The sequence below is a fragment of the Rhizobium sp. PP-F2F-G48 genome, from assembly GCF_004342335.1.
Classification (GTDB): domain Bacteria; phylum Pseudomonadota; class Alphaproteobacteria; order Rhizobiales; family Rhizobiaceae; genus Ferranicluibacter.
The window spans coordinates 66,351-88,116 of record NZ_SLVH01000014.1 but is presented as its reverse complement, the minus strand read 5'-3'; the positions used below and the strand labels follow the sequence as shown (position 1 = coordinate 88,116).

The 21,766-nt window shown below is 56.1% G+C and carries 24 protein-coding genes and 1 pseudogene; 21 read left to right on the top strand and 4 right to left on the bottom strand.

Translation table 11 applies throughout. The features are described 5' to 3' along the window. The 7 genes from C8J36_RS23035 (at nt 1) to C8J36_RS23005 (ending at nt 5,532) form a co-directional block, all read left to right on the top strand. A complete protein-coding gene (locus C8J36_RS23035) occupies nt 1–705 on the top strand; it encodes a YafY family protein (RefSeq protein WP_132537625.1) in 705 nt (234 codons plus the stop codon). Between the two features lie 221 nt (nt 706–926). After that, a complete protein-coding gene (locus tag C8J36_RS23030) occupies nt 927–2,300 on the top strand; it encodes an ISNCY family transposase (protein ID WP_132537624.1) in 1,374 nt (457 codons plus the stop codon). A 211-nt stretch (nt 2,301–2,511) separates the two neighbouring features. Next, on the top strand, nt 2,512–2,928 hold the full coding sequence (locus C8J36_RS23025) for a helix-turn-helix transcriptional regulator (protein WP_132537623.1): 417 nt from the start codon (nt 2,512–2,514) through the stop codon (nt 2,926–2,928). Nucleotides 2,929–3,061: 133 nt separating this feature from the next. Further along, nucleotides 3,062–3,802 carry a LuxR family transcriptional regulator gene (locus tag C8J36_RS23020; RefSeq protein WP_132537622.1) on the top strand — a complete coding sequence of 247 codons (741 nt, stop codon included), beginning with the start codon at nt 3,062–3,064 and terminating at the stop codon, nt 3,800–3,802. Between the two features lie 71 nt (nt 3,803–3,873). Beyond that, on the top strand, nt 3,874–4,539 hold the full coding sequence (locus C8J36_RS23015; protein ID WP_132537621.1) for an acyl-homoserine-lactone synthase: 666 nt from the start codon (nt 3,874–3,876) through the stop codon (nt 4,537–4,539). Between the two features lie 76 nt (nt 4,540–4,615). After that, on the top strand, nt 4,616–4,927 hold the full coding sequence (locus C8J36_RS23010; RefSeq protein WP_132537620.1) for a hypothetical protein: 312 nt from the start codon (nt 4,616–4,618) through the stop codon (nt 4,925–4,927). A 113-nt stretch (nt 4,928–5,040) separates the two neighbouring features. Next, the gene (locus C8J36_RS23005; protein ID WP_132537619.1) at nt 5,041–5,532 is read left to right on the top strand and encodes a helix-turn-helix transcriptional regulator; all 492 of its coding nucleotides are present in this window, start codon (nt 5,041–5,043) and stop codon (nt 5,530–5,532) included. Between the two features lie 603 nt (nt 5,533–6,135). On the opposite strand, the gene C8J36_RS23000 is transcribed toward C8J36_RS23005, so the two are convergent. The 3 genes from C8J36_RS23000 to C8J36_RS22990 are packed head-to-tail and all read right to left on the bottom strand — an operon-like array spanning nt 6,136 to nt 7,915. Next, nucleotides 6,136–6,813, bottom strand: coding sequence for a thermonuclease family protein (locus tag C8J36_RS23000; protein ID WP_245506713.1), 678 nt, complete (start codon nt 6,811–6,813; stop codon nt 6,136–6,138). Next, the gene (locus tag C8J36_RS22995) at nt 6,810–7,349 is read right to left on the bottom strand and encodes a thermonuclease family protein (protein ID WP_132537618.1); all 540 of its coding nucleotides are present in this window, start codon (nt 7,347–7,349) and stop codon (nt 6,810–6,812) included. Before C8J36_RS22995 ends, C8J36_RS23000 begins: the two co-directional genes overlap by 4 nt. After that, nucleotides 7,346–7,915: a hypothetical protein gene (locus C8J36_RS22990; RefSeq protein WP_062593733.1), complete on the bottom strand. Its 570-nt coding sequence runs from the start codon at nt 7,913–7,915 to the stop codon at nt 7,346–7,348. The genes C8J36_RS22995 and C8J36_RS22990 overlap by 4 nt, the downstream gene beginning before the upstream one ends. A gap of 589 nt (nt 7,916–8,504) precedes the next feature. On the opposite strand from C8J36_RS22990, the gene C8J36_RS22985 reads away from it, so the two are divergent. From C8J36_RS22985 to C8J36_RS25200, 14 genes are all read left to right on the top strand, one after another. Next, the gene (locus tag C8J36_RS22985; RefSeq protein ID WP_132537617.1) at nt 8,505–9,014 is read left to right on the top strand and encodes a lytic transglycosylase domain-containing protein; all 510 of its coding nucleotides are present in this window, start codon (nt 8,505–8,507) and stop codon (nt 9,012–9,014) included. Between the two features lie 18 nt (nt 9,015–9,032). After that, the gene (locus tag C8J36_RS22980) at nt 9,033–9,371 is read left to right on the top strand and encodes a TrbC/VirB2 family protein (RefSeq protein ID WP_062593737.1); all 339 of its coding nucleotides are present in this window, start codon (nt 9,033–9,035) and stop codon (nt 9,369–9,371) included. Nucleotides 9,372–9,374: 3 nt separating this feature from the next. Further along, nucleotides 9,375–9,674, top strand: coding sequence for a VirB3 family type IV secretion system protein (locus tag C8J36_RS22975; RefSeq protein ID WP_132537616.1), 300 nt, complete (start codon nt 9,375–9,377; stop codon nt 9,672–9,674). Nucleotides 9,675–9,679: 5 nt separating this feature from the next. Next, entirely contained in the window at nt 9,680–12,094 is a 2,415-nt protein-coding gene (locus C8J36_RS22970) for a VirB4 family type IV secretion system protein (RefSeq protein ID WP_132537615.1), read from the top strand. Further along, nucleotides 12,091–13,173 carry a lytic transglycosylase domain-containing protein gene (locus C8J36_RS22965; protein WP_132537614.1) on the top strand — a complete coding sequence of 361 codons (1,083 nt, stop codon included), beginning with the start codon at nt 12,091–12,093 and terminating at the stop codon, nt 13,171–13,173. The genes C8J36_RS22970 and C8J36_RS22965 overlap by 4 nt, the downstream gene beginning before the upstream one ends. 9 nt (nt 13,174–13,182) lie before the next feature. Continuing rightward, nucleotides 13,183–13,884, top strand: a complete 702-nt coding sequence (locus C8J36_RS22960; RefSeq protein WP_132537613.1) for a type IV secretion system protein — start codon at nt 13,183–13,185, stop codon at nt 13,882–13,884. A 4-nt stretch (nt 13,885–13,888) separates the two neighbouring features. After that, nucleotides 13,889–14,086 carry a hypothetical protein gene (locus C8J36_RS22955; protein WP_132537612.1) on the top strand — a complete coding sequence of 66 codons (198 nt, stop codon included), beginning with the start codon at nt 13,889–13,891 and terminating at the stop codon, nt 14,084–14,086. Nucleotides 14,087–14,094: 8 nt separating this feature from the next. After that, complete coding sequence (locus tag C8J36_RS22950) at nt 14,095–15,108, top strand: type IV secretion system protein (protein WP_132537611.1); 1,014 nt, start codon at nt 14,095–14,097, stop codon at nt 15,106–15,108. Between the two features lie 31 nt (nt 15,109–15,139). After that, a complete protein-coding gene (locus tag C8J36_RS22945) occupies nt 15,140–15,832 on the top strand; it encodes a type IV secretion system protein (protein ID WP_132537610.1) in 693 nt (230 codons plus the stop codon). Further along, nucleotides 15,832–16,644 (top strand): TrbG/VirB9 family P-type conjugative transfer protein, encoded by an 813-nt coding sequence (locus C8J36_RS22940; RefSeq protein WP_132537609.1) that lies wholly within the window; start codon nt 15,832–15,834, stop codon nt 16,642–16,644. Before C8J36_RS22945 ends, C8J36_RS22940 begins: the two co-directional genes overlap by 1 nt. Then, on the top strand, nt 16,644–17,897 hold the full coding sequence (gene virB10 / locus C8J36_RS22935) for a type IV secretion system protein VirB10 (RefSeq protein ID WP_132537608.1): 1,254 nt from the start codon (nt 16,644–16,646) through the stop codon (nt 17,895–17,897). The genes C8J36_RS22940 and virB10 overlap by 1 nt, the downstream gene beginning before the upstream one ends. Beyond that, nucleotides 17,863–18,891: a P-type DNA transfer ATPase VirB11 gene (gene virB11 / locus C8J36_RS22930; RefSeq protein ID WP_132537607.1), complete on the top strand. Its 1,029-nt coding sequence runs from the start codon at nt 17,863–17,865 to the stop codon at nt 18,889–18,891. The genes virB10 and virB11 overlap by 35 nt, the downstream gene beginning before the upstream one ends. Continuing rightward, a complete protein-coding gene (locus tag C8J36_RS22925; protein ID WP_132537606.1) occupies nt 18,888–20,912 on the top strand; it encodes a type IV secretory system conjugative DNA transfer family protein in 2,025 nt (674 codons plus the stop codon). Before virB11 ends, C8J36_RS22925 begins: the two co-directional genes overlap by 4 nt. 346 nt (nt 20,913–21,258) lie before the next feature. Further along, nucleotides 21,259–21,465 (top strand): hypothetical protein, encoded by a 207-nt coding sequence (locus tag C8J36_RS25200; protein WP_207897608.1) that lies wholly within the window; start codon nt 21,259–21,261, stop codon nt 21,463–21,465. Here the strand turns inward: C8J36_RS25200 and C8J36_RS25495 are convergent. After that, nucleotides 21,381–21,703: pseudogene (locus tag C8J36_RS25495) on the bottom strand (transposase); the annotation flags it as partial. The gene C8J36_RS25200 and the pseudogene C8J36_RS25495 overlap by 85 nt on opposite strands. Nucleotides 21,704–21,766: the final 63 nt, after the last annotated feature.

Sequence of the window (21,766 nt, the reverse complement as noted above, 5' to 3'; positions counted from 1 at the left end):
ATGGCAAGAAGTCATCGACTGTTCGACCTGATGCAAGTGCTTCGCAGACATCGCGCGACAGTGTCGGGACGTACACTTGCTGAAGAACTTGGCGTGTCACTGCGCACCATACGCAGAGACGTGGCAACCCTGCAGGACATGGGCGCAGACATCGATGGCGAGGCAGGTGTCGGTTATATCTTGCAGCCCGGTTTCCTTCTCCCACCGTTGTCGTTTACGGACGAGGAAGTTCAGGCGCTCGTAATCGGTGCCCAATGGGTTAGTCGCCAGACGGATGACTCGCTGGCCTTCGCCGTGAAGAACGCGCTGGCCAAGATCAATGCAGTTCTTCCGCCTGATATGCGATCCGCTCTCAACGAGGACATGATCTATGTCGGCCATCCCATGAAAGGCGTCGGCCCGTTAGATCTGAGCGAGGTTCGCAGGTCACTGCGAGAACAGCGCAAGCTGCGTATCACGCTGTCTCTCAAGCAGGTCGACTTGGGAAAGGAGATCATCTGGCCGATTATGCTGGGGTTTATAGAATCAAAACGATTTATCGCGGCTTGGTGTGAATTGGACGGAAAGTTTCGGGTAATCGGATTGGACGATATCGAAACTGCAGAGGTCTTGGTCGAGCGATATTCACGAAGCCGCCGCCAACTCGTGAGGGAATGGCGCGCCCAAGAGACAAGGCCTTGTAACAGAGAAGGCAAAGTTTGTTGAGCGTAGCCAATATCCGACGGCTTTGGCGTGGAGCTAAACCACTCCGACGACCTATCGTCGCGGGATCTAATCTCGCCACAGCGGCGAAAGGCACTTTGACCAGAAGTTCCATAAACTGGATTATGCGATATGTTATTGTAGCCGCAAATTTAAAATGTCCTGTTTCCGCAAAGTTGGAATGTCACACTCCCCGGCTCTGAAGGATGTCTGGGAGATTGCAGATGGGATTGATAGCGATGAGCGAGCGTGATCTGCAGCGGATCGAGGTTTTGTCGAAGGTGGTTGCCGGCCGGATGACGACGGTATCGGCAGCGCATGTCCTGGATCTGAGCGAGCGCCAGGTCCGCCGGTTGTTGGACCGGATGCGCATGGGCGGCGCAGCGTCGATCCGGCACAGGGCGATCGGCCGACCTTCCAACAATCGGATCGGCGACGGCATCAGGGACTATGCCGTGGCGCTGGTTCGAGAGCGTTATGCGGATTTCGGGCCGACGCTGGCGACCGAGAAGCTTGGCGAGCGCGATGGCGTGCATGTGTCGCGCGAGACGGTACGCCGCTGGATGGTGGATGCTGGCCTCTGGTCGTCGCGCAAGCAGCGTCGGACATTTCATCAGCCACGGTTGCGGCGCGAGGCCTATGGTGAACTGGTGCAGATCGACGGCTCCGAGCACCGCTGGTTCGAGGATCGAGGCCCGCTGTGCTCGCTGCTGGTGTTCGTCGATGATGCGACCGGCAGGTTGATGCAGTTGCGTTTCGTGCGCTCGGAAAGTGCCTTCACCTATTTCGAGGCGGTGGAGCTGTATCTCAGGCGTCACGGTGCTCCGATTGCCTTTTATTCCGACAAGCACTCGGTGTTCCGGGTGGCGAGACAAGATGCCAGGGGTGGTCAGGGCATGACCCAGTTCGGCCGCGCGCTTTGCGAGTTAAAAATCGAGATTCTTTGCGCAAATTCGAGTCAGGCAAAAGGCCGGGTCGAACGGATGAACCGGACCTTGCAGGACAGGTTGGTCAAGGAACTGCGACTGGCCGGGATTGATGGGATGGAAGCGGGCAATGCGTTTCTGCCGGGCTTCATGGATGATTACAATGCGCGGTTTGCGATCGTCCCTGCCCGGTCAGACGATTTGCATCGCCCCATGAACCTGGCGCCGGATCGGCTTGCCGAGATTCTGTGCAAGCGCGAGCAGCGCCATGTCGGATCGCAACTGACATTCTCGTTCGAGCGCAAGCGGATCATGCTCGAAGAGACGGACGTGACGCGCGGATTGGTCGGCCATTATGTCGAGACCTATGCCTATGCGGATGGTCGACTGGACGTGCGTTGGAAAGGCCATTGCCTGCCCTACACGGTGTTCGACAAGGAGCAGCGCGTAACACATGCCGCGATCACCGAGAACAAGCGGCTCGGTGACGTTCTGGCTTACATCAAGGAGCGTCAGGAGACGCTCGACAAGCCGACAGTGAAGACAAACAGCGACAAGAACGGCTACGTCAAACGGGAGCATGGGCCGGGCCGGCGAAAGGATTTCGTGAACGATCCGGCGGTGATCGCGCGACGGGAGAAGGCGCGTTTGCGGCAGCAGCCTGCGAAGTGAAGGACGGATCGGACCGTCTCAAAAAGAAAGCCGAAGCACATTGTCCCACCCGCCCCGATCTGATCTTGCAAGCGGATCTGCCGATCCGATCGGCGCTGACCGGTGTGCCATTTGGTAACCGGTCGGACATTTCGACTTTGCAAACCGGCGGACATTTCAAAGTCACCGCCACAGTTATAACATAATATTTTGAAGCCTGCGGGAGAAGCTAATGCTGAGTAAAGGCAAAGTACCCCACGCTATCGATGTAGAAGTCGGCTCACGCGTTCGCGTTCGCCGAAAAATACTCGGGATGAGCCAGACGCAACTGGCCGAAAGCCTTGGGGTGACATTCCAGCAGGTCCAGAAATATGAAAAGGGCTCAAATAGGATTGTTGCAAGCCGCCTTCAGAATATGGCGGAAATTCTGTCTGTTCCGATCTCATACTTTTTCGGCGAAAGTGCCTTGAGTTCCATAGTCTCTGACGTGAAGACCGAGCTCTCCGAGGGTCGCGATCTTACAGCGTTTGTTGAAACACCCGAGGCCACAGAGATTAATATTGCATTTTCTAAGATCAAATCGCCGATTGTGCGCAAGCGTATTGTCGTGCTGCTTACAAGCATTGCCGATGCGCTCAAACCCCAATGATAAAATGAGAGATGACAGCTTCCGCCCCTGCACATTTAGGATGCTCTGTCCGCCGCCAGGCTGACGGTGAAACACGTAGTTGCCGCGCCGCTAGCATGGCGTCTGAGGACTCATATTCGCACGGAGTTCGGGAATGGATTTGAACAGCCAGTCACCCCGTTTGGTTGACGCACATTTAGAGATAGGAAAAGCAGAAAGCGTATTGGAAGCGTTGAGAATCCTTCAGCGTATCTACAGCGTCGATTTCGTGACCTATCATCTTGCACATACGGTCGCAGACGTTGTTGATGCTCCATTTGTTAAAACCACCTACACTGATATCTGGGTTTCCCGATACTTACTGAGTGGCTACGTCAAAGTCGATCCAGTGGTTAAGCAGGGCTTCCTGAGGCAAATGCCGTTTGACTGGCGAGAAGTTGAAATCACATCGACTGCTTACGAATTCCTTCGCGATGCCCAGAACCATGGCGTCGGTCGCAATGGATACTCTATCCCGATTGTCGACAAGAAACGTCGCGCCCTGCTCTCTTTGAATTCCCGCAAGCCACCTGACGAATGGAGCGGGATCGTAGACCAATTTCGCGGTGAGTGGTTGGAACTTGCATTCCTCATCCACAAGAAGGCGATTCAAGAGATTCACGGAGAGCATGATCCCGTCCCCAGTCTCAGCAAGCGAGAGAAAGAGTGCCTCCATTGGACTGCGCTCGGAAAGACCAGCACGGATATTGCGCAAATTCTTGGGTTGTCCGAACATACGACACAGACGTACCTATCAAACGTACGACACAAGTTTGGAGGCGGTCCTATTACGTCTGCGGTCGCTTTGGCAATTCAGCTTCGCCTGATTAATCCATATGGCAATACCCAGACTTAGGGGAGCCGATCTCTGGAGGTTTATCCTGCAGATGGCGGGCCGGATACTGTCTCCGTCAACAGGAGGCAATGATGTATCTTCTCGTTCAAGCTAATGAATATCACAAATATGCCGGACTGATCGAGCAATCGCTTCGGCTGAGGAAAAGAGTCTTCGCCGATTGGCTGGGCTGGAAGGTCTCGGTATCTGGTCTCTACGAACGAGATCATTATGACGACCTACAGCCTGCCTACCTCCTCTGGTGCGACGAACAGCGGGAGCGACTCTACGGTTCGCTTCGACTGATGCCGACAACCGGCCCGACACTCCTCTATGACGTCTTCCGTGAAACATTCCCTGAAGCATGCGACCTCGTCGCACCTGGCATCTGGGAGGGCACGCGGATGTGTGTCGACGAAACGGCTATCGCGCGCGACTTCCGTGACATGCGCCCGGAACGGGCTCTTTGCCTGCTTCTCCTGGCACTTTGCGAGGTCGCTCTGGATAATGGGATCCATACGATGATCTCGAATTACGAACCACATATGAAGCGGGTATATCAAAGAGCGGGCGCCCAATTTGACGAGCTTGGTCGCGCCGACGGGTATGGAAGATTTCCGGTATGCTGCGCGGCGTTTGAGGTTTCGCCACGTGTTCTCGCCGAGATGCGCCTGAAGATGCAGATTACCGAACCGCTTTACAGGCGCCCCGAGTTTTTCCGGCCAGACGTGATCGTCGCCGAACTAGCAAGCGCTTGAATCGGGGTCTGCATTCCTGCGGTCAGACCGCGCGCAGGAGAAAACTTCCGCTAATGAAAATTGCCGAGGAATAGCCATGGATGATAGTTTTGACGGGGCTCCCCTCCGCCTTGCCGAGTCCCACGCGCACGCCGTCTCTGAGCTCAAAATGCTGCGACAAAGTAAGCTGTGCGCCAGGGACCACGACCCGAACAGCGCTCTTCCCCAAGCCCTTGCTCGAGAAGAAAGGGCTCGTGCAGCGCTCATCGAGTGGAGACCTGATTCAAACATCGAAGCGCAAACGAAATTGTTGTACCTGGTGCACTATTTAATCAGCACCAAAAAATCATTGGATCGCAAAGAGATGGAAGAATTGATGGATTCGATCGCGCATTTCGTGGAGAAATAGTGATATCGAAGAGCGCGAAGTAGGCGCACGTGATTCGAGGTCGATGAAGTGCGTAGCCTTTCGCCCTGAACGTGATGTATGCTTCTATACGTCACGTTTTGGGTCAAGAAGATATGAGTAAGAACTTAGATAGCTACATCGCCGAATTGAGCCTGGTGAAAACCGCCGATCCCGAAAATGAGAAGCCAGTCTATCGTCGGGAAGGTCTTGACGGAATTTCCACGTTCGAGGAGCTCGACGCCCGGCTCGGCGAAAAGCTACGCGAGTGTCGTCAGGCCAAGGATCTAAGCAGAGCTGACCTCGCCACGCTTGTGGGCTTAAGCGAACAGGTCTACGGGCGATATGAGCGAAGTTCATCGAGGATGCAGGTGAGCAGGCTGATCCACCTGAGCGAGATTCTCGGAATATCCCCCCTTGGCATGCTCTTTGCTGCGGCGCCCCATCTTTGGGGAAAAACGCCAGAAGAAGCCGATACGAGATTTCGCATGATCAGATTACTAGACGAGTTGCCGACCGATACGATGGCGTCGATCGTCACACTCCTGGAAACTGTCTCTGTGCTCCAGCAGCCCCCCAAAAAAGATCCCACGGCTGAGCGTCCGTAGGCGCTCAGGCATCCCATGCGCCAGTTTGTCAACGTTCGAGGCTAAACCAGAACCGTCTGGATTGCCTGGTCGTTTCGTCTCGTAGATCGAAATAATGTGGGTCTTGTCGCAGAGGTCTCGCCTTGAACTCCGTGTAAGAGCAGGAGCTTGAAGTACTATAAACGCGTGTCACACCATCGGAAGTCGTCCGCCTCTGCTCTACGTTCCCAGAACCGAAGAGGTGTTGCCTTCCCTTGCATTGGTTCACAGCTCGCATGCAACGCGACTTAGCGCGGCTAAAAGATGAACTGTCATCGCTGTCTCCGCTCGCCGGCGTCCATCCCGCCGGGCACTCTGCATATTTCTCATAGCCCGGCTCGCCGGCCCCGCCCTCGGGGCATGTGGGCCATGAAAACCCGGGCTTCTTCATCGCCGAGATGAGCTTTTCCATGGGCGGTTGGCAACTCTCCACGCCGCGCCAGGAGGGATTGGACGAAGCCGCACAAAGCAACACTTCACAACCCCAATCGCTCGCTTCTGCAGATGTCGTGGAAAGTCCGGCGAAAGCCATCGAAGCAAACAATGCTAGAAGGTATTTCATTGGAGCCTCCGTTGCTCAATGCATTATCGGTCCCGACGCTTCGGCTGGCGCCGCGCATCAAAGAAGGGGGGTGAGATCTCGCTACCGCGCTCCCTTAGCAGGTTGATGTCGGCCTGCGGCCTGCGCCCTAAGGTCGTGTCGATCGCTTTCCCGCGCCATTCCTTCATGTCGAGCACATAGGTTCCCCACATTCCGTAGCGCGCCGCAATCGCCGACTGCTGCACCTCGATATAGCGCCTGTCTTGAGGAATTGGCGTGCTCAGTCTCGCCCATCCCACCCTGAGCATTTCCAGCCCAAGATCGCGGCTACCGATCCGGCACTTGCCAGTTAATCCGATCGGATGATTATCTACGATCGCGTCACAGTGAACGATGCGGCTTCCCGTCGTTCTTTTCAGCCAGGCCTTTGCCAAGGCGCCGCACGGTACAGGCGCCAGCGAGGCCGCAGTCATTGATGTTGCGTTGGGATTGAATGACCACTGGACCAAGTCGCAACTGTCTATCTGGGACAGTCGCACAAGTAGCCGTTCCGCAGGAAACCAAAGTGTCCGTCCGTCAACGACGGCGACCTTACCAGTCACTACTGCAAGCGGCGCCATCTCTACTGATCCGGGCCGGCTGTCATCCGTGAAGTCTGCTGCAGCGGACACACCTTGTAGTCCGATGAAAATCGTAATAGCACAGATGATACGACGGATCATGGCAGAACTCCCGGCTTTCTGGCGGCGCGGCTAAGCAATATCGCTGGATGCTGAACATCTTTGAACTGCCAAAGGCCACGCCGCGCCTCGCGAGCGATCTGCTCTGCCACGGCATAGGCTGGATAGATCGGCACCCCGGTGTCATCTAGGCTAGCAAAGCCATAGCCCTCGCTGATCATCATCATGGCAAGATCGAGCCGTTGCCCGCCCACCAACGCGTAGCAAACCGCAAAGGTCAGATCCGTGCGACCGACAATAGGAGCGCAAACCGGGCCGGTATCCTTTACAAACGCGGCAAGCACGGCAATTGATGCCTCGCCACAGTCGCGCTTATGTCCCGACGCGTTGGTATAGGACGTACCTCTCAGGCATGATTGGAGGCCGTAAAGGCGATACCGCTTTCCAGCGGAAATCCATGTGTCGCCCGTTTCAAGAACTGCGCCGGTCGTGAATTCGAAATAGCCAGGGGGTGCAGCGCCAACGGCTTGAGTCGCTATCAGGGCCGATGATATTGCAACCAGCACTCTCCGCCTCATTGCTTTTGAACCCTTGGATCGGCCCACATGCCGAAACCGCCCCTGCCCGTCTTCTCAGCGTCAGAGAGATCGGGTCGCATCGGCGAGCCATCAGGCTTTTTCGATAGCCTGAGAGCCCCAAGCGAGACCAGCTGCTCTTCCAGGCTATCAACGGAATCGAGTGAGCCGGGAAAATTGTAGTATCCGAAGCATGTAGCGTCCTGCAACGAAGCATCGCGTTCCGTCAGGAACGCCCGGCAAAAGATCACTTTCGCTGTCCTTACCAGTATCGCCAGTTGCTCCTGAGCGTAAGCATCACAGGTTCCAGCAAAGCCCTCCTTCTGATTGACCATGTCCCCAGCGCAGGGTTCCAGCCCATAGAGATGAAGGCTGGTCTTCCCATCAATAGCGATTTGGACTGGCGTTTCGACGGCGAAGCCGGTTGCGGAGGCAAAACCCTTTCGATTCACCACCTTCCCGTTTGGATCATAATACTCAACGACCAGAACCGCTTTCCCGGGCGCAGCCAACGACTTGACATACGTCTGGTCGATCGTTCCACCCGCCCAGCACGAAGGTGCGACCATGGACGCACCCAGCGCAAGTACGATTGCTCTTTTTCGACCCTTTACCTCTCCTGTTCTCATCGCCGTCACCCTGGTTCGTGTTTTTTCTCTTTTCGATCGGATTTTTTCGATGTAATGATGAACACAAATGGTAACGGAATCAATCAAAAAATGTCTGCCTTGAAGATCGCCCCTCTGTTCTTTTACGCACCAAGATAGATCAAGAGCTCAAATAAAAATGAAGGGTTTTCGCGTGAAAATGTTTTTATGCCCCCTTTTAATAGCGCCATTCTTGGCGTGGCAGATCCCAGCCTATGGATTTGATTCGGGACGCTTTTATAGAGGTAACGCGGAAACGGAAAGCGTTCGTATCCTCGCATCCCAAGCCGGAGAACGCGTTACAGGTGATGCATTCGAGCTGTCGCCCTCCGGACGAGTAGACAAAGTTTCATCCATCAAAACCGTGAACACAGATGGTTTCATTGGGCGGATGAGTGATCAAGGCCTTGGGACAAAAGCTACAAGATCGGAGTTGGTTCTAAACTCGAACACATCGTATTCACACCGAGGTGACGGACGCGAATTGGTACGCGAGTGCGGCCCATCGCCGATGACTGCCGCCGAGATTGAGGACCTCGTCGGACGTACCGCACAAACTTACGGGATTGATCCGGGTTTAGCGAAGGCGATTGCTTGGACCGAGAGCCGGTTCGACCGAAACCGCAACAGTCAACAAGGCGCCCGCGGTCCGATGCAACTCATGCCCGCCACGGCCGAGGAACTTGGCGTGATCGAAATCTGCGACCCGGTTGCAAATATCGACGGGGGCATCCGCCACCTCAAGCTAATGCTCGACGAATTCCAGAATCCGATCCTCGCCGCCGCCGCTTATAACGCTGGAGCACAAGCCGTCTACGACAATGGCGGCGTGCCTCCTTTTGGCGAGACCGTTCGCTACGTCGCGAATGTCATCAACCGCCAGATGGGTCTGCAGGTCCAACACAACAAACGAACGCGTGGAACATCTGCCGACACTGACCCCCCCTCCACTAACGAAATGGCCAGCGATGTGATCGGTGCGCGCGGAAGCCGGTTCATCAAGGGCGTCATGCAGTTCTGAACGCAAAGGAGAAATTGAATGACTGTCAGCCTTTCTTCAAACCAAATGAGGGCAATCCGCGTCGCTGGTGTGATGTCTGCGATCGTCCTATCACAGCTCGCCACGGCTGATTTCGCGGTGGCGCAGGCCACCAATCAGGCCTTTGCACCGCTTCAGACTGTCGTGCAGGCCGTGGTCGACTTTATCACCGGCCCATTCGGTCGTTTGGTCGCCATCATCGCGGTTATCGGCCTGGGTTTCCTGGCCTTCGCGGGCCGGTTGAGTTGGTTTACCGCAGGCGCCGTGGTGCTGGGTATTGGTCTGGTCTTCGGAGCACCCGCCATTGTTGACGAATTGATGTCGACGGTCGGGAACTGACGGATGGCTGAGTTCGAAGACGACAAGCCCGTCCTGACTCCTCTCATCATTGGCCTGACCCGATCGCCCACGCTCTGGGGTGTTCCCTACATGGCGGTGGTCTTGGTGATTGGCATGACGATCATCGCCTGGCTCGCCACGAATACTGTCTGGGCGCTGCTGACAGCGCCTGGCTCGTACGTGATCCTGTTCACGCTGTGCAGTTGGGACAGCCGGATCCTGGACGTGTTGCAGGTGGCAACCCGCCTGACGCCGAAGACACCGAACAAAACATTTTGGGGCGCCAACTCTTACGGACCGTAACGACCATGTTGAAGCTCATTCGAGAAGAACTCGGGTTTGGCAACAGACTCGCCCGCGAAAAACCAATGGCGAAGCATATACCGTACTTGCGGCATGTCGCCGACACGGTCGTCAAGCTGGAGAGTGGGGCCCTGCTCGCGGTCATTCGCCTCAATGGCCTGTTTTTCCAGACGGAGGACCAGGCTGAACTCAACATGCGATCCGTCGTGCAAAACACGATGATCAGGGCGCTCGGCTCCAGCCGCTATTCACTTTGGTCAACCGTAATCCGGCGGCAAGTCGATAGTGATCTGGATGGTAAATTCAAAGACCCCTTCTGCGACCTGCTCAATCGCCGATACATGGCGCAGTTGAGCGAAAAGCGGATGTTCACCAACGAGCTCTACCTCTCGGTCATCCGATCAGGAATGCGCGGTGCGCTGGCTGTCGGCGACAAGGCCCGGCGCCTCATCGACAAAGCGGGTTCCCGCGATGCGGCCGATGATCAACTTCGAGAGGCTGTCAGCGAACTCGAAGAACTTGCCGGTAACATTTGCAAGGATCTCCAGAAATATGCCGCACGTCCCCTCGGTATCGTTCATCGCGATGACGACCCCTATTCAGAGCCCTGCGAGTTCTTCCAGACGATCCTGAGCGGCGGCATCCCCCGCCGCATGCGCCTGCCCCGGATGAGCATCTCCAACTACATCGGGAGTTCGCGCCTGCATTTCTCCCGGCGGACCATGCAGGCACAGGGACCAGTCAAGGAGGATGATCGGTTCGGCGCCATGCTATCGATCAAGGAGTACCCTCCCTTCACAGGTCCGGGCATGCTGGATGGCTTGCTGCAGGTCAACCATGAATTCATTCTCACCCAGTCTTTCACCATCACGGACAAGCCGATCGCCCAGGAGCGTATTTCGCGTCTCAAACGGCAGATTGCGGCCTCTGACGAAGCCCGCAGCGATGTCGAAAACGATATCGACTTTGCCCTGAACAGCCTCATGAATCAGGAGGCTGTGTTTGGCCTCCATCATATGACCCTCTTATGCCTGTCGCGAGATCTGGATGGGGTCAACAAATCGGTATCCGACCTTGGCGCCTGCCTGACGGACATGAACATCAACTGGTTGCGGGAGGATCTCAATCTGGAGGCCGGCTTCTGGGCGCAGCTTCCAGGAAATCACAGTTACATCGCCCGGAAGGCACTGCTCTCCAGCGCCAATTATGCGGGTCTGTCGTCCATGCACAATTTTGCTAGCGGACAGACAGACGGCACCCACTGGAACACGCCGATCACCATTCTGGAGACGACCAGTCAGACGCCCTACTGGTTCAATTTCCATCGGCGAGACATCGGCCATTTTCTGGTGACGGGGCCGACGGGCTCCGGCAAAACAGTCGTCTTGACCTTTTTGCTCGCGCAGGCTTTTCGCGTTCAACCCAATCCCAAAGCCGTTTTCTTTGACAAAGACCGAGGCGGCGAGATCTTCGTGCGGGCGATGAACGGTGCCTACGAGGTGCTGACGCCTGGGACATCGTCCGGGTTCAATCCGCTCCAGCTTGAAAACAACGGACCCAACCGCGAGTTTCTGCTTCGCTTGTTGAAGGCCATGCTCCGACACAGCGATGGCAATACTTTCGACCAGGAGGAGGAAGACATCCTCGAGCGGGCGCTGCTCCGGCTGATGCAGGAGCCAGCGGCCGAAAGAAACCTTGCCAACCTCTCCGGTCTTCTGATCGGACGTGTCCGCGCCGGCCCCAATGATCTCAGCGCGAGGCTAAGACCATGGATCGACGGCGAGAAGGCCTGGCTTTTCAATGCCCAGCACGACGTCCTTTCCTTCTCCGACCGACAGATATTCGGTTTTGACATGACCAGCATCCTCGACAACGAGGAGCTCAGGACGCCGGCGCTCATGTATATCTTTCACCGTCTGGACGAGCTTCTCGACGGCAGACCCGTGATGATTTTCATGGACGAAGGCTGGCGCCTTTTGCGGGATACGACGTTCAGCGACTTCATCGTCGACAAGATGAAAACGATCCGCAAGCTGAACGGCATCGTCGGCTTTGGCACCCAGTCCGCCGCGGATATCGCGCGAGCGCCGACGTCGCATACTTTGATCGAGCAGTCGTCGACCAACATCCATTTCCCCAACCCGCGTGCGGACGAAGAAAGTTACATCCGGCGCTTCGGTCTGACGGTCAAGGAATTCAACTTCATCCGAACCACGCCCCCGGAAAAGCGGACGTTCCTGATCAAACACGGCAATGACAGCGTCATTGCACGGCTTGATCTCAATGCCATGCCTGACATGGTCAAGGTCTTGTCCGGCCGCAAGGAAAGCATCGAGGAGTGCGGGCGCCTGAGAGATGCGCTGGGTGATGACCCCCTCGCCTGGCTTCCTCCATTCTGTGGATGGGAGACATGGCCATGAGGCGTTTCGCACTTCCCCTGTTGGCTGTCGCTGTGTTCGAGGTTCCGGGTCTTGCCTTGGCCGACGTCCCGGTTATCGATGATTCAATTCTGCAGGAAGACACCGCGCGCGACGAGACAACGCGCAAAATCGAAACGACTGACAAGGATCGCCATACGATCAACACTTCGGTGACCTGCTCCATGTACCGTCCATCGCGCCGCAACGATCCGGTGGGCGCGGCGGAGCAAAATGCCGAGATCTCCGGCCTTGTCCGCAGGGTCGCACGTGAAGAAGGCGTCAACGAAAACGAGTTTCTCGCGCTGGTCTATCAAGAGAGCCGGTTCAACCCCTGCGCCAAGTCCGGCATGGGTGCCACCGGGCTTGCACAGTTGATGCCAGGGACCGCGGCCGAACTCGGTGTGAACGAAAACAATATCGAAGAAAACCTGCGAGGCGGGGCGCGGTATTACAAGCAGCAACTGCGCCGCTACAATGGCAACGTGGCCCTGGCGCTAGCTGCTTACAATTCGGGCGCGGGCAACGTCAACAAATATGGCGGCATCCCTCCATTCAAGGAAACGCAGGGTTATGTGCGCAGCATCACGCGGGATTGGCTGCCGGCTTTCGGTGGATCCGACAAATCCGGCATACCGCTGAACTTTGGCGGTGGCGAGACGGCCTATACAGGCATGCGAACTTCCACGTTGAATGCTATGGGCACAACGACGGCCACGTCGGAAAGCCTCTCAAATGTCGGAAGCTGGTACCAGCAATTGGCCGGGGTGCAGACCGGAACCATTCAGGACAGTTGGGACCACAATTCCACAGCGCGCAACGCCAACCTGGAAATGATGAATAACGTCATCAAGCTCAGCACAGCGATGGCCGATCTCATCAATTCACGCAATTCCGTCACGACCTCCGACCTGTCGAGTTCGTCCCAATCGGCATCCACCGGCAAGCATGGGGACAAGCCAAGAGACACGACCGGTCTGTGCGATCCAAAGGTCAACCTCATCTGGGATCCTGAGAAACGAGCCTGCATCGAAAAACGTGAAGGTACCTCAAACGTGCAGTTGTTGCTGCAACCACAATAGGAGCCAATCATGAAACTGCTGACAGAAACTGCTGCGCTCGCCTTGCTTCCGCTTGGCGTCGCCCATGCAGACGTTCCGGTGATCGACAAGGAAAACTATAAGATCGCCAAAGAGACCGCAGACACGACGACCAAGATCCTCGACACAAATTCGAACATTTTGACGACCGTCCAGGACACGTTGAAAGCCGTGACCGGCGACAGAGGGAGCACGTCTCAACCTCTGCAGAACCTTGCCATCGGCCAAGGCTTCAGCGTCGCTTCGGTGCCATCGCTCGACAGTCTTATTAAGGGCGGCGTTCCCAATTTCGGCAATATGAGTGGTGACATTTCCAAGGTCGCAACGACGTTCATCAACGGCCTGCAGCTGGTAAAATCGCTATCCGGCAAGGAAAACAGCGACTTCTCGGGCGACAAATCCTACGAGCAACTGGTCAACACGGTCCTTGGCGTTTCGGCCCTGATCAACGGATCGCAAAAGGCCACGGAAACACGACGCAGTGCTTTCGAGGCCGCCGGGCAGAAAATCGGCACGGCCGAGGACATCAAGGGATCTATCGACCAGAACACGCAGTTGCAGGTGCAATCCGGCCTGACCCTTAACGAAATGATCGGCGTCATGAACGGGGCGGTGTCATCACTTCAGGCCGACAACCAGCGACGCCTGACCGACATCTCGAACAGCAAGAAAGCGCTCGCCTATGGCGATTGATGGCATGACCAAGCTTCTGCCCGTGGCTCTTCTGTTGGCAACGTCAATGCTCACCGGTTGCGGGACCGTCAAGGAAAAGACTGCCCCGTGCAAGCGGCCGGCGGAGCTGACCTCTTATGCAGATGACCGCCGGCAGGCCTGCGGGCCGATGCGCAGTGTCAACGATCCAGCCGCCGCCTTTGCCGCGGTCGGGTTTGAATAGGGGCTGCTATGGAAGATTTTCTGGGTGACCTGCTGCAGCGCATCGAGGATTCGGGAACGTCGTTCTCGGAGCAGGCCTACACTGTCGTCGGTCAAGAGATCATGCCGCTGCTGCAGATCATGCTGGTTGCCTACGTCGCCTATTACGGCCTCCAGCTCTTTCTTGGGACCGCGCGCATAGGTGTGTCAGAGATCGTCGGCCGCATCGTCCGCATGATGATCATTCTGGCCCTCGTCAGTTCATGGGCAAATTTCAACAATCTGCTCTACCAGTGGATCAACGACACCCCCGAGGACGTCGGCCGTGCAATCCTGGCTGCTTCCGGAACAGGAATAACCGAACCCACCAATGGCCTGTCGCAGATCTGGCGCACCGCCAATCAGGCGGCGTCCGCATTTGCCGAGCAATCCGGCTACTTTTCGATCCTTCCGAGTATGATCGGCGTGCTGATCATGGTCGGCGCGGGGATTTTCATCGCCGTGGCACTCGCGATCCTAATTCTGGCCAAGGTCATGCTGTGGGTTCTAATCGGCACAGCGCCCATCTTCATCGCCTGCATGCTGTTCGAGCGAACCCGTGGTTATGGCGTCGGCTGGTTCAACCAGATCCTCACCTATGCACTGATCCCTTTGTTTATCTATGTCGTCGCCTCCTTTTTGATCGCCGCAATGAGTCCGGAGCTGACCAAGATCGATGCTGCAAGTGGCTCAAGAACGCTCACCCTTGCCGATGTCGCCGGCTTCCTGCTCCTCTGCGCAGCGGGGGCATATGTCATGCTATACATCCAGTCGATCGGCCAAGGGATCGCCGGCGGGATCAGCGCGGGAATTGGGACAGCGGCAAGCCAAGCGACAAAAGCCTTGGGGCTGGGAGCAGTGCGCGGGGGGGTGTCCGCTGGACGCGCGACCTACCGCGGAGGTCGCGCACTTCGCGACAGGTACAGATCCGGTGGCGACAATGACAGTTCTGGCACCAAGGCCGCCATGCAGACGAAAATCACGCAGAACAGTACACCGGCTTAGCGCGCCAAACATCCGAAGGGCATGAGGGGAAATGGCAGAAACGAATGACGAACGACTGCGCTCCTATTACCAGAGCGGCGATATCTGGGAACAGGAGGTCGTCAAGAAAGCCAAACGCTCGCGAGCACTCGCCTGGTTTGTAACAACGATCTTCGGCGCGATCACGCTTGTAAGTCTTGGCACGCTTGCGATGCTGGTGCCGTTGAAGAGCTTCGAACCCTATATCGTCGAGGTCGACAAGAATACCGGCTATGTCGAGGTCAAGTCTGGACTTACGAGGCCCACAAACCTGACCGAGCAGCAGGCGATCACCCAAGCGAATATCGTCCGATACATACGGTCGCGCGAAGGCTACGATCCCTTTGCGATCGAGCAGAATTTTGGCATTGCAGCACTTTTATCAACCGGTACCGCAGCTCGCCAACTGCAAGATCTCTACAGCGCAGCCAATTTGCAGAACCCCGCAAGGGTCTATGGGCGCAACAAGCGCGTAACGACGGAAATCGCCTCCGTCACCTTTCCAAATGCCAGCACCGGCATCGTACGCTTCACGACTGTCGAGCAATCCGAAACGGAATCGATCCCACGTCATTGGATCGCAGTCGTTCGTTATCGCTATACCGATACTCCGGCGACGAACGAATGGCGTTTTGAAAACCCGCTAGGTTTCCAGGTTTACGACTATCGCCGCGATCAGGAGACTGTGACCGAGGGTGCCCGTTGATGATCCCTCGCATTTTTCTCGCCGCCACTCTGACGGTACTCATATCTGGAACATCCGTCTTTGGTGCGCAGACGCCAGCGTCTGGTCGGCTCGATCCAAGGGTCACTAGCGTCGTCTATCAGCCGAACAACGTTGTGCGTGTCTTTGCCACCTATGGCATTTCGACGATGATCATTTTCGACGAGGACGAAAAGTTCGAGACCGTCGCGCTCGGCGACACCGAGAGCTGGGATGTTGTGCCGACCGACAAGGGCAATATTCTCTTCGTCAAACCCAAAGCCAAACAAGTTACCACCAACATGAATGTGGTGACGACCAAGCGGATCTATTATCTGGAGCTCAATGATTACGCGCCCGAGGACGGCAAGAAGGTTTTCGGCATCCGCTTCGTTTATCCTGAGAAGGATCTGAACGCTTCGCTTCGCAAGGAGGCCGAGGCGCGCGCCGCCAATCCAAACATCGCCGGCATCGACAAGGCCAACGTCAATATTGACTATTCATTTTCTGGCGACGGCAAGCTCAAGCCCTCGATGGTGTTCGACGACGGCAAGAAGACATTTTTCAAATTTGGCGCGACCGTGCCAGCAATCTTTGGAGTGAACGCTGACTTCTCAGAGACCTTACGAAACTTCCGACGTGAGGGTGAATACATTGTCGTCGACGGAACGGCGACCCAATACACATTGCGTGATGGCAACCAATGGACCTGTATCTTCAATCTCCGAAAGCCGGATCTGGGGGCGCCCGATCCCGACATCATGGCACCGAGCCTGGACGATAAGGCAAGAACACGCCGAAGGAGCAGAAACTGATGCAGAGGTCTCCAGAGCTTGAAGCGATGCTTGCCGGCGATGAGGTTGACATCAGAGACAAGCGCGCCCGCCGAAAACAACTACTCGGAGGTGCTGCCCTCCTGATAGGGGGCGCCGCAGTGGCCTATGTCGTCGTATTTGCGCCTGAACAGCGAAGGCCAGAGAGCGTTAGAGGCGACGAGGAATTCACCACAACGACCTTCCGTCCGCCGTCTTTTCTTCGCGAAGGTGAGAAGCAGCCGGAAAAGGAGCCGGAGCCGATCATCAGACTGCCTGATCCTCCCGTCGAGGAGAAGAAAGAAGCACCCTCGGATACGACGAGGTTCGACGTCCCTGCTCCACCGGGCATCGTCGAAACCAACAATGAACCATTGGCCGAGCCTGAAAAGGTTGAGGAGTTTCCGAAACGTTTCCTTTCGAAGCAAGTGGTGATTGACTCGACCAAGGCTGACGGACGCGGCTCCTTGGCTTCTGGCAGTAATGAGGGTGGACCAACAGTTGCAGGGGAGGATCGAAACAGCAAGTTTCTGGCATCCGCGTCGGCGATTGGTGACCGGTCCGCCAAGGCCCGCCAGATAGAACGTATCGACGCGTTGATCCCCGAGGGCACTCTAATTCCCGGCATTCTCGAGACAGCGATCAATAGTGACCTCCCTGGTCAGATCCGGGCTATCACTTCACAGGACGTCTACTCGTTTGACGGTCGCCGCGTCCTGATACCGACTGGAACAAGGATCATCGGAGAATATCAGTCCGAGGTCACGCGGGGGCAGAAACGTATCTTTGTCATCTGGACACGCTTGCTGCGAGACGACGGCATGACGGTTCGGCTCAACAGCATCGGCACGGACAGCTTGGGACGATCCGGCCTGACGGGCCTTGTCGACAATAAATGGCGGGAGCGTTTCGGTTCGGCGATCCTGCTTTCGATTGTCGGCGCGGGCTCCTCCTATCTGACAGGCTATGGCAGCAACCAATATGGTTCCGGCAGCGGCAACGATGGATCGTCGGACTCCGACCGCGCCGCAGAACTTGCCCGCGAGACGATTGCACAGACGTTTTCCGACATGGCCAACCAGGCACTGGCGGAGAACCTCAAAATTCCCCCGACGATAAGCGTTCACCAGGGCGAGCGCATCTTCGTCTATGTCCGCCAGGACCTCGACTTCTCCGCCATGTATCCGGACCCGGTCGAGGAAGCGCTGAAGGAAATCAAGCATGAGCGAGGCATCCGCCAAAATCAAAGCCGCTGATCATAGTCCTTACTATTTCCTGCGGCGATCGCTTGACCCACTTTCCACCTTTCTGTCTGATCCGACAGTGGTGGAAATCTCGGTCAATCGGCCAGGGCACGTCTACATCGAACGGCTCGGCGCCGACGTGATGGAGCATCATGAGCTACCAGGCCTGACAATGGCTGAGATCGAAAACATCGGTGAACGGGTCGCTGGTGCAACACATCAGTTCATCAGCAGAGCAAACCCCATTCTATCAGCAGCCTTGCCGACGGGTGAGCGAATTCAGATTGTTCTGCCGCCTGCGGCGGCCGACGGTGGTGCCATCTCGATCCGCAAGCAGGTGACGAGTGACTTCACCCTCGAAGAATACCGTGACAATGGCTCGCTGGAGAAAGTCTCTGTCGCCGTTGGTGGTCTTACCGATGTCGAACAGGCCCTCATCGAACATCTTAGAGGGGAGCGCATCTATGAGTTTATTCATTCTGCCATCAAGCAGCGGGTCTCGATCCTGATCAGCGGCGGGACATCCACGGGAAAAACAACCTTTCTGAATGCCTGCCTCAAGACGATCGACCCGTTCGAACGCATTCTGACCCTGGAGGATACGCGGGAGCTTTTTCCGCCGCAAAAGAACGCTGTCCATCTCCTGGCCTCGAGGGGTGATCAGGGTACGGCACAGGTCACGATCCAGTCGCTCCTCGAGGCGTCGCTGCGGATGCGGCCCGATCGCCTGTTCGTCGGTGAGATCAGAGGATCTGAGGCCTTTGCATTCTTGCGCGCCATTAATACCGGTCACCCTGGCAGCATGTCGACCGTTCATGCCGACACGCCTCTGGGCGCCTACGAACAGCTTGCCATGATGGTGCAGCAGGGCGGAATGTCGGCAGGCTACTCCAAGCAGGATCTGATGTCCTACATCCAGATGGTGATCCCGGTTGTCATCCAGTTGCGCCGCGAGGGTGGCCGCAGGGGTGTTTCCGAAATCTATTACGCAAGGCATATGGGATGAGCAGGACATATCTTGCCGCCTACATCCTATTTTGCGCGCTAATCGCCGTTGCAGTCTGGATGATAGGCTATGCCTTGATCTTACAGTTTGTATACAAGGACAGCCGTATCCTCAATCTGACTGTGACAGTCAACCCGTTTGCGCCGCTCCAACAATTTTGGCTCTATTCGGGCAATCGAGCGCTTCAGGTCGCAGCCTTGGGCGCGCTTGTTCCCGCTATTGCGGTTGCCTCGGGAGCCGGAATATTCGGGCTGCGCCGCCCATCCAATCCGCTGGGAGATGCGGCGTTCCAGGATATTGCCTCGATCCGGAGAGGAAAATGGTTTCGCAAGGAAGGGCACATCTTCGGCAAGTTGGGCCGAAATATACTCAGGCGGCTCGATGATCGACATCATCTCGTCATTGGTCCGACGCGTTCGGGAAAAGGCGTCGGATATGTCATCCCGAACGCTTTGATGTTTTCAGGCTCGATGATAGTCACCGATCTGAAAGGCGAGATCTATCAGCATACCGCAGGCTACCGAAAAGCGAACGGGCATCAGGTCTTCCTGTTTTCGCCGGGAGCTTCAACAACGCATCGATGGAACCCGATGGACTTCGTTCGGCAGGATCGCGGCAGCCGGACGATCGACATCCAGAACATGGCAAGCATTCTGATTCCCGAAACGCTCGGCTCAGAAAATGCCGTGTGGCAGGGGACGGCTCAACAGGTCATTGCTGGCGTGATCAGCTACGTGTTGGAAAGCGGCCACTACCGAAACCGTCGCAACCTAGGTGAGGTCAATAGCATATTCAACGCGGGCGTTGACCTGCAGGTCCTGATGAAACTGATCAAGGAGAAAGAACCGGATCTATCGAGGTTCACGACCGATAGCTTTAACGCCTACATTTCCCTCAATGAACGGGCGGCAAGGTCCGCGTTGCTCGACATCCAAAAGTCAATGCAACCATTCCGAAACGAGCGCGTGATTGCCGCAACCAGTGTCACTGACATTGACCTTGCTTCGATGCGCCGGCGGCCAGTGTCGATCTATCTCGCGCCAAACATCAGTGACGTAACCGTTCTGCGACCACTCCTCACTTTGTTTGTCCAACAAAGCATGGACCTGCTGACCCGCGATTTCGACCCCAGCGCCCTGCCCGCTTACTTCCTGCTCGACGAGTTCAGGCAGTTGAAGCGGATGGACGAGATCATGAACAAGCTTCCTTATGTCGCCGGCTACAACATTAAAATGGCCTTCATCATCCAGGACCTCAAAAGTCTTGATGAAATCTATGGAGAGACATCTCGCCATTCGCTTCTCGGCAATTGCGGCCTGCAGCTCATTCTCGGTGCCAACGATCAAGCCACGGCCGAATACGCTTCACGGGCGCTGGGCAAGAAAACAATCCGGTACAAGTCGGAATCTCGAACATTGGAATTGATGGGACTGCCGCGCCGGACGAAAGTTGAACAGATCCGCGAACGCGACTTGATGATGCCGCAGGAAATTCGTCAGATGCCAGAGGATCGCATGCTCCTCCTCGTCGAAGGCCAAAGAGCCATATTTGGACAAAAGCTCCGCTTTCATGAGCTCGCTGCGTTTAAAACCGCCGCACATTTTGCTGCTGAGAACCAGCCCGCCGTTCCAGAAGCCGACTTTATAACCTTACTGCCCGTTCCGGCAATTGATGAACAGTATGGAGGCCGTCCGACGTCAGCCAACGAGGAACAAGGACAGACTGTTGATCGCGCTCCCCTTGAAAGCACACCCGCTGTTTTAGCCAAGGCGTTGCAACTGGCGCCAATTAGGAAGGGTGTCAATAAGTTTAACCATAGGCTATTTGAAGGGACAGGTGATACAACGGAAGTAGAAGCGGCAAAGCTAGAGTCACGGCTAAAGCCAACCGCCGAACGGCTGCGTACAACCATCGATGCAAAACTCACCCAAACGGGGAGCGTCTCATCTCGAAGCAGACGGAGTATCACGGAGATTTTAAAGCAGACAGTCCCAGATCCGGCCGAACTGGGATTAGGCTGAGCACGAAAGCCGGTAGATATCGGGCTCAGGGGAAGATTACCAATGGCGCGAGGTCTACCTTGCTATGTCGTAAATATCCAGTCGTAAGTGACTCACTTTAATTGGAATATTTGCGACACCGGACATCTCCGTACTATCGAATCTAGTCGTGGACGGAGACGCCTAATTCCCTGCTTAATCGCCTTGAGGGCGATCAGGCTCTTGCACTTTCGCAGGATCGACTGCAGCTCACTCATGAGCCGATCAATGAGATTGATATATCGTAAGCATTGCGAGCACCCCACATTTCTAGATGCTTGCGGCTCGCGCATAGTCCCGGTCTGTCAAGATTTTGGGAGACGGAATTATGGATTTGGTAGCAGTCGAGGGCGACGAGAAGGCTTCATCGCATAGTGCTGATGACAGTCATCAGCACTATGCCAAGGGCGAAGGTATCGATGACCGGCCGGCTCCGCGCCGTGTCGAGGTTAGCTTCGGCGACTTCGGCGGGAGTGGCAGGATGGCGATGTTTTCAGGCACGGTAAGATTATTGGACATTTACCAGCCTGCTTGATTCATGATGAGACGGCGTGGGCATCCTTATCGACATGGCGGGCGATCGACCAGATGCTGCGTCGGGCGTGGGTGTCGCACCACGGCATGATGAGAGCGGCTGCTTTACCGAGCTTGGGGCAGACTGCACCAAAGATATAGGCCGACCTTGTGCGTTGATCGTGTGGTGCGGATGGCCGTGTTCCGCGCTTGGCCCAGCTGCGCGTGATCTTGTTCTTCTGTCGGATACGGGCCTCGTCCTTACATGAGGGTTAATGTGTCAACCTCAGCGTGCCATATTCTTCTCCTTCCAATTCCGGAAA

Bases quoted from the DNA above. Each gene is read 5' to 3' on its own strand.
- C8J36_RS22990 (WP_062593733.1), bottom strand. From the start codon at position 7,915: ATGGTCGCACCTTCGTGCTGGGCGGGTGGAACGATCGACCAGACGTAT.
- C8J36_RS22995 (WP_132537618.1), bottom strand. From the start codon at position 7,349: ATGAGGCGGAGAGTGCTGGTTGCAATATCATCGGCCCTGATAGCGACT.
- C8J36_RS23015 (WP_132537621.1), top strand. From the start codon at position 3,874: ATGTATCTTCTCGTTCAAGCTAATGAATATCACAAATATGCCGGACTG.
- virB11 (WP_132537607.1), top strand. From the start codon at position 17,863: ATGAGCGAGGCATCCGCCAAAATCAAAGCCGCTGATCATAGTCCTTAC.
- C8J36_RS22940 (WP_132537609.1), top strand. From the start codon at position 15,832: ATGATCCCTCGCATTTTTCTCGCCGCCACTCTGACGGTACTCATATCT.
- C8J36_RS22945 (WP_132537610.1), top strand. From the start codon at position 15,140: ATGGCAGAAACGAATGACGAACGACTGCGCTCCTATTACCAGAGCGGC.
- C8J36_RS22950 (WP_132537611.1), top strand. From the start codon at position 14,095: ATGGAAGATTTTCTGGGTGACCTGCTGCAGCGCATCGAGGATTCGGGA.
- C8J36_RS23010 (WP_132537620.1), top strand. From the start codon at position 4,616: ATGGATGATAGTTTTGACGGGGCTCCCCTCCGCCTTGCCGAGTCCCAC.
- C8J36_RS25200 (WP_207897608.1), top strand. From the start codon at position 21,259: ATGGATTTGGTAGCAGTCGAGGGCGACGAGAAGGCTTCATCGCATAGT.
- C8J36_RS23030 (WP_132537624.1), top strand. From the start codon at position 927: ATGGGATTGATAGCGATGAGCGAGCGTGATCTGCAGCGGATCGAGGTT.
- C8J36_RS22980 (WP_062593737.1), top strand. From the start codon at position 9,033: ATGACTGTCAGCCTTTCTTCAAACCAAATGAGGGCAATCCGCGTCGCT.
- C8J36_RS23020 (WP_132537622.1), top strand. From the start codon at position 3,062: ATGGATTTGAACAGCCAGTCACCCCGTTTGGTTGACGCACATTTAGAG.
- C8J36_RS22925 (WP_132537606.1), top strand. From the start codon at position 18,888: ATGAGCAGGACATATCTTGCCGCCTACATCCTATTTTGCGCGCTAATC.
- virB10 (WP_132537608.1), top strand. From the start codon at position 16,644: ATGCAGAGGTCTCCAGAGCTTGAAGCGATGCTTGCCGGCGATGAGGTT.
- C8J36_RS22955 (WP_132537612.1), top strand. From the start codon at position 13,889: ATGACCAAGCTTCTGCCCGTGGCTCTTCTGTTGGCAACGTCAATGCTC.
- C8J36_RS23035 (WP_132537625.1), top strand. From the start codon at position 1: ATGGCAAGAAGTCATCGACTGTTCGACCTGATGCAAGTGCTTCGCAGA.
- C8J36_RS22985 (WP_132537617.1), top strand. From the start codon at position 8,505: ATGACTGCCGCCGAGATTGAGGACCTCGTCGGACGTACCGCACAAACT.
- C8J36_RS22975 (WP_132537616.1), top strand. From the start codon at position 9,375: ATGGCTGAGTTCGAAGACGACAAGCCCGTCCTGACTCCTCTCATCATT.
- C8J36_RS22970 (WP_132537615.1), top strand. From the start codon at position 9,680: ATGTTGAAGCTCATTCGAGAAGAACTCGGGTTTGGCAACAGACTCGCC.
- C8J36_RS23000 (WP_245506713.1), bottom strand. From the start codon at position 6,813: ATGATCCGTCGTATCATCTGTGCTATTACGATTTTCATCGGACTACAA.
- C8J36_RS23005 (WP_132537619.1), top strand. From the start codon at position 5,041: ATGAGTAAGAACTTAGATAGCTACATCGCCGAATTGAGCCTGGTGAAA.
- C8J36_RS23025 (WP_132537623.1), top strand. From the start codon at position 2,512: ATGCTGAGTAAAGGCAAAGTACCCCACGCTATCGATGTAGAAGTCGGC.
- C8J36_RS22960 (WP_132537613.1), top strand. From the start codon at position 13,183: ATGAAACTGCTGACAGAAACTGCTGCGCTCGCCTTGCTTCCGCTTGGC.
- C8J36_RS22965 (WP_132537614.1), top strand. From the start codon at position 12,091: ATGAGGCGTTTCGCACTTCCCCTGTTGGCTGTCGCTGTGTTCGAGGTT.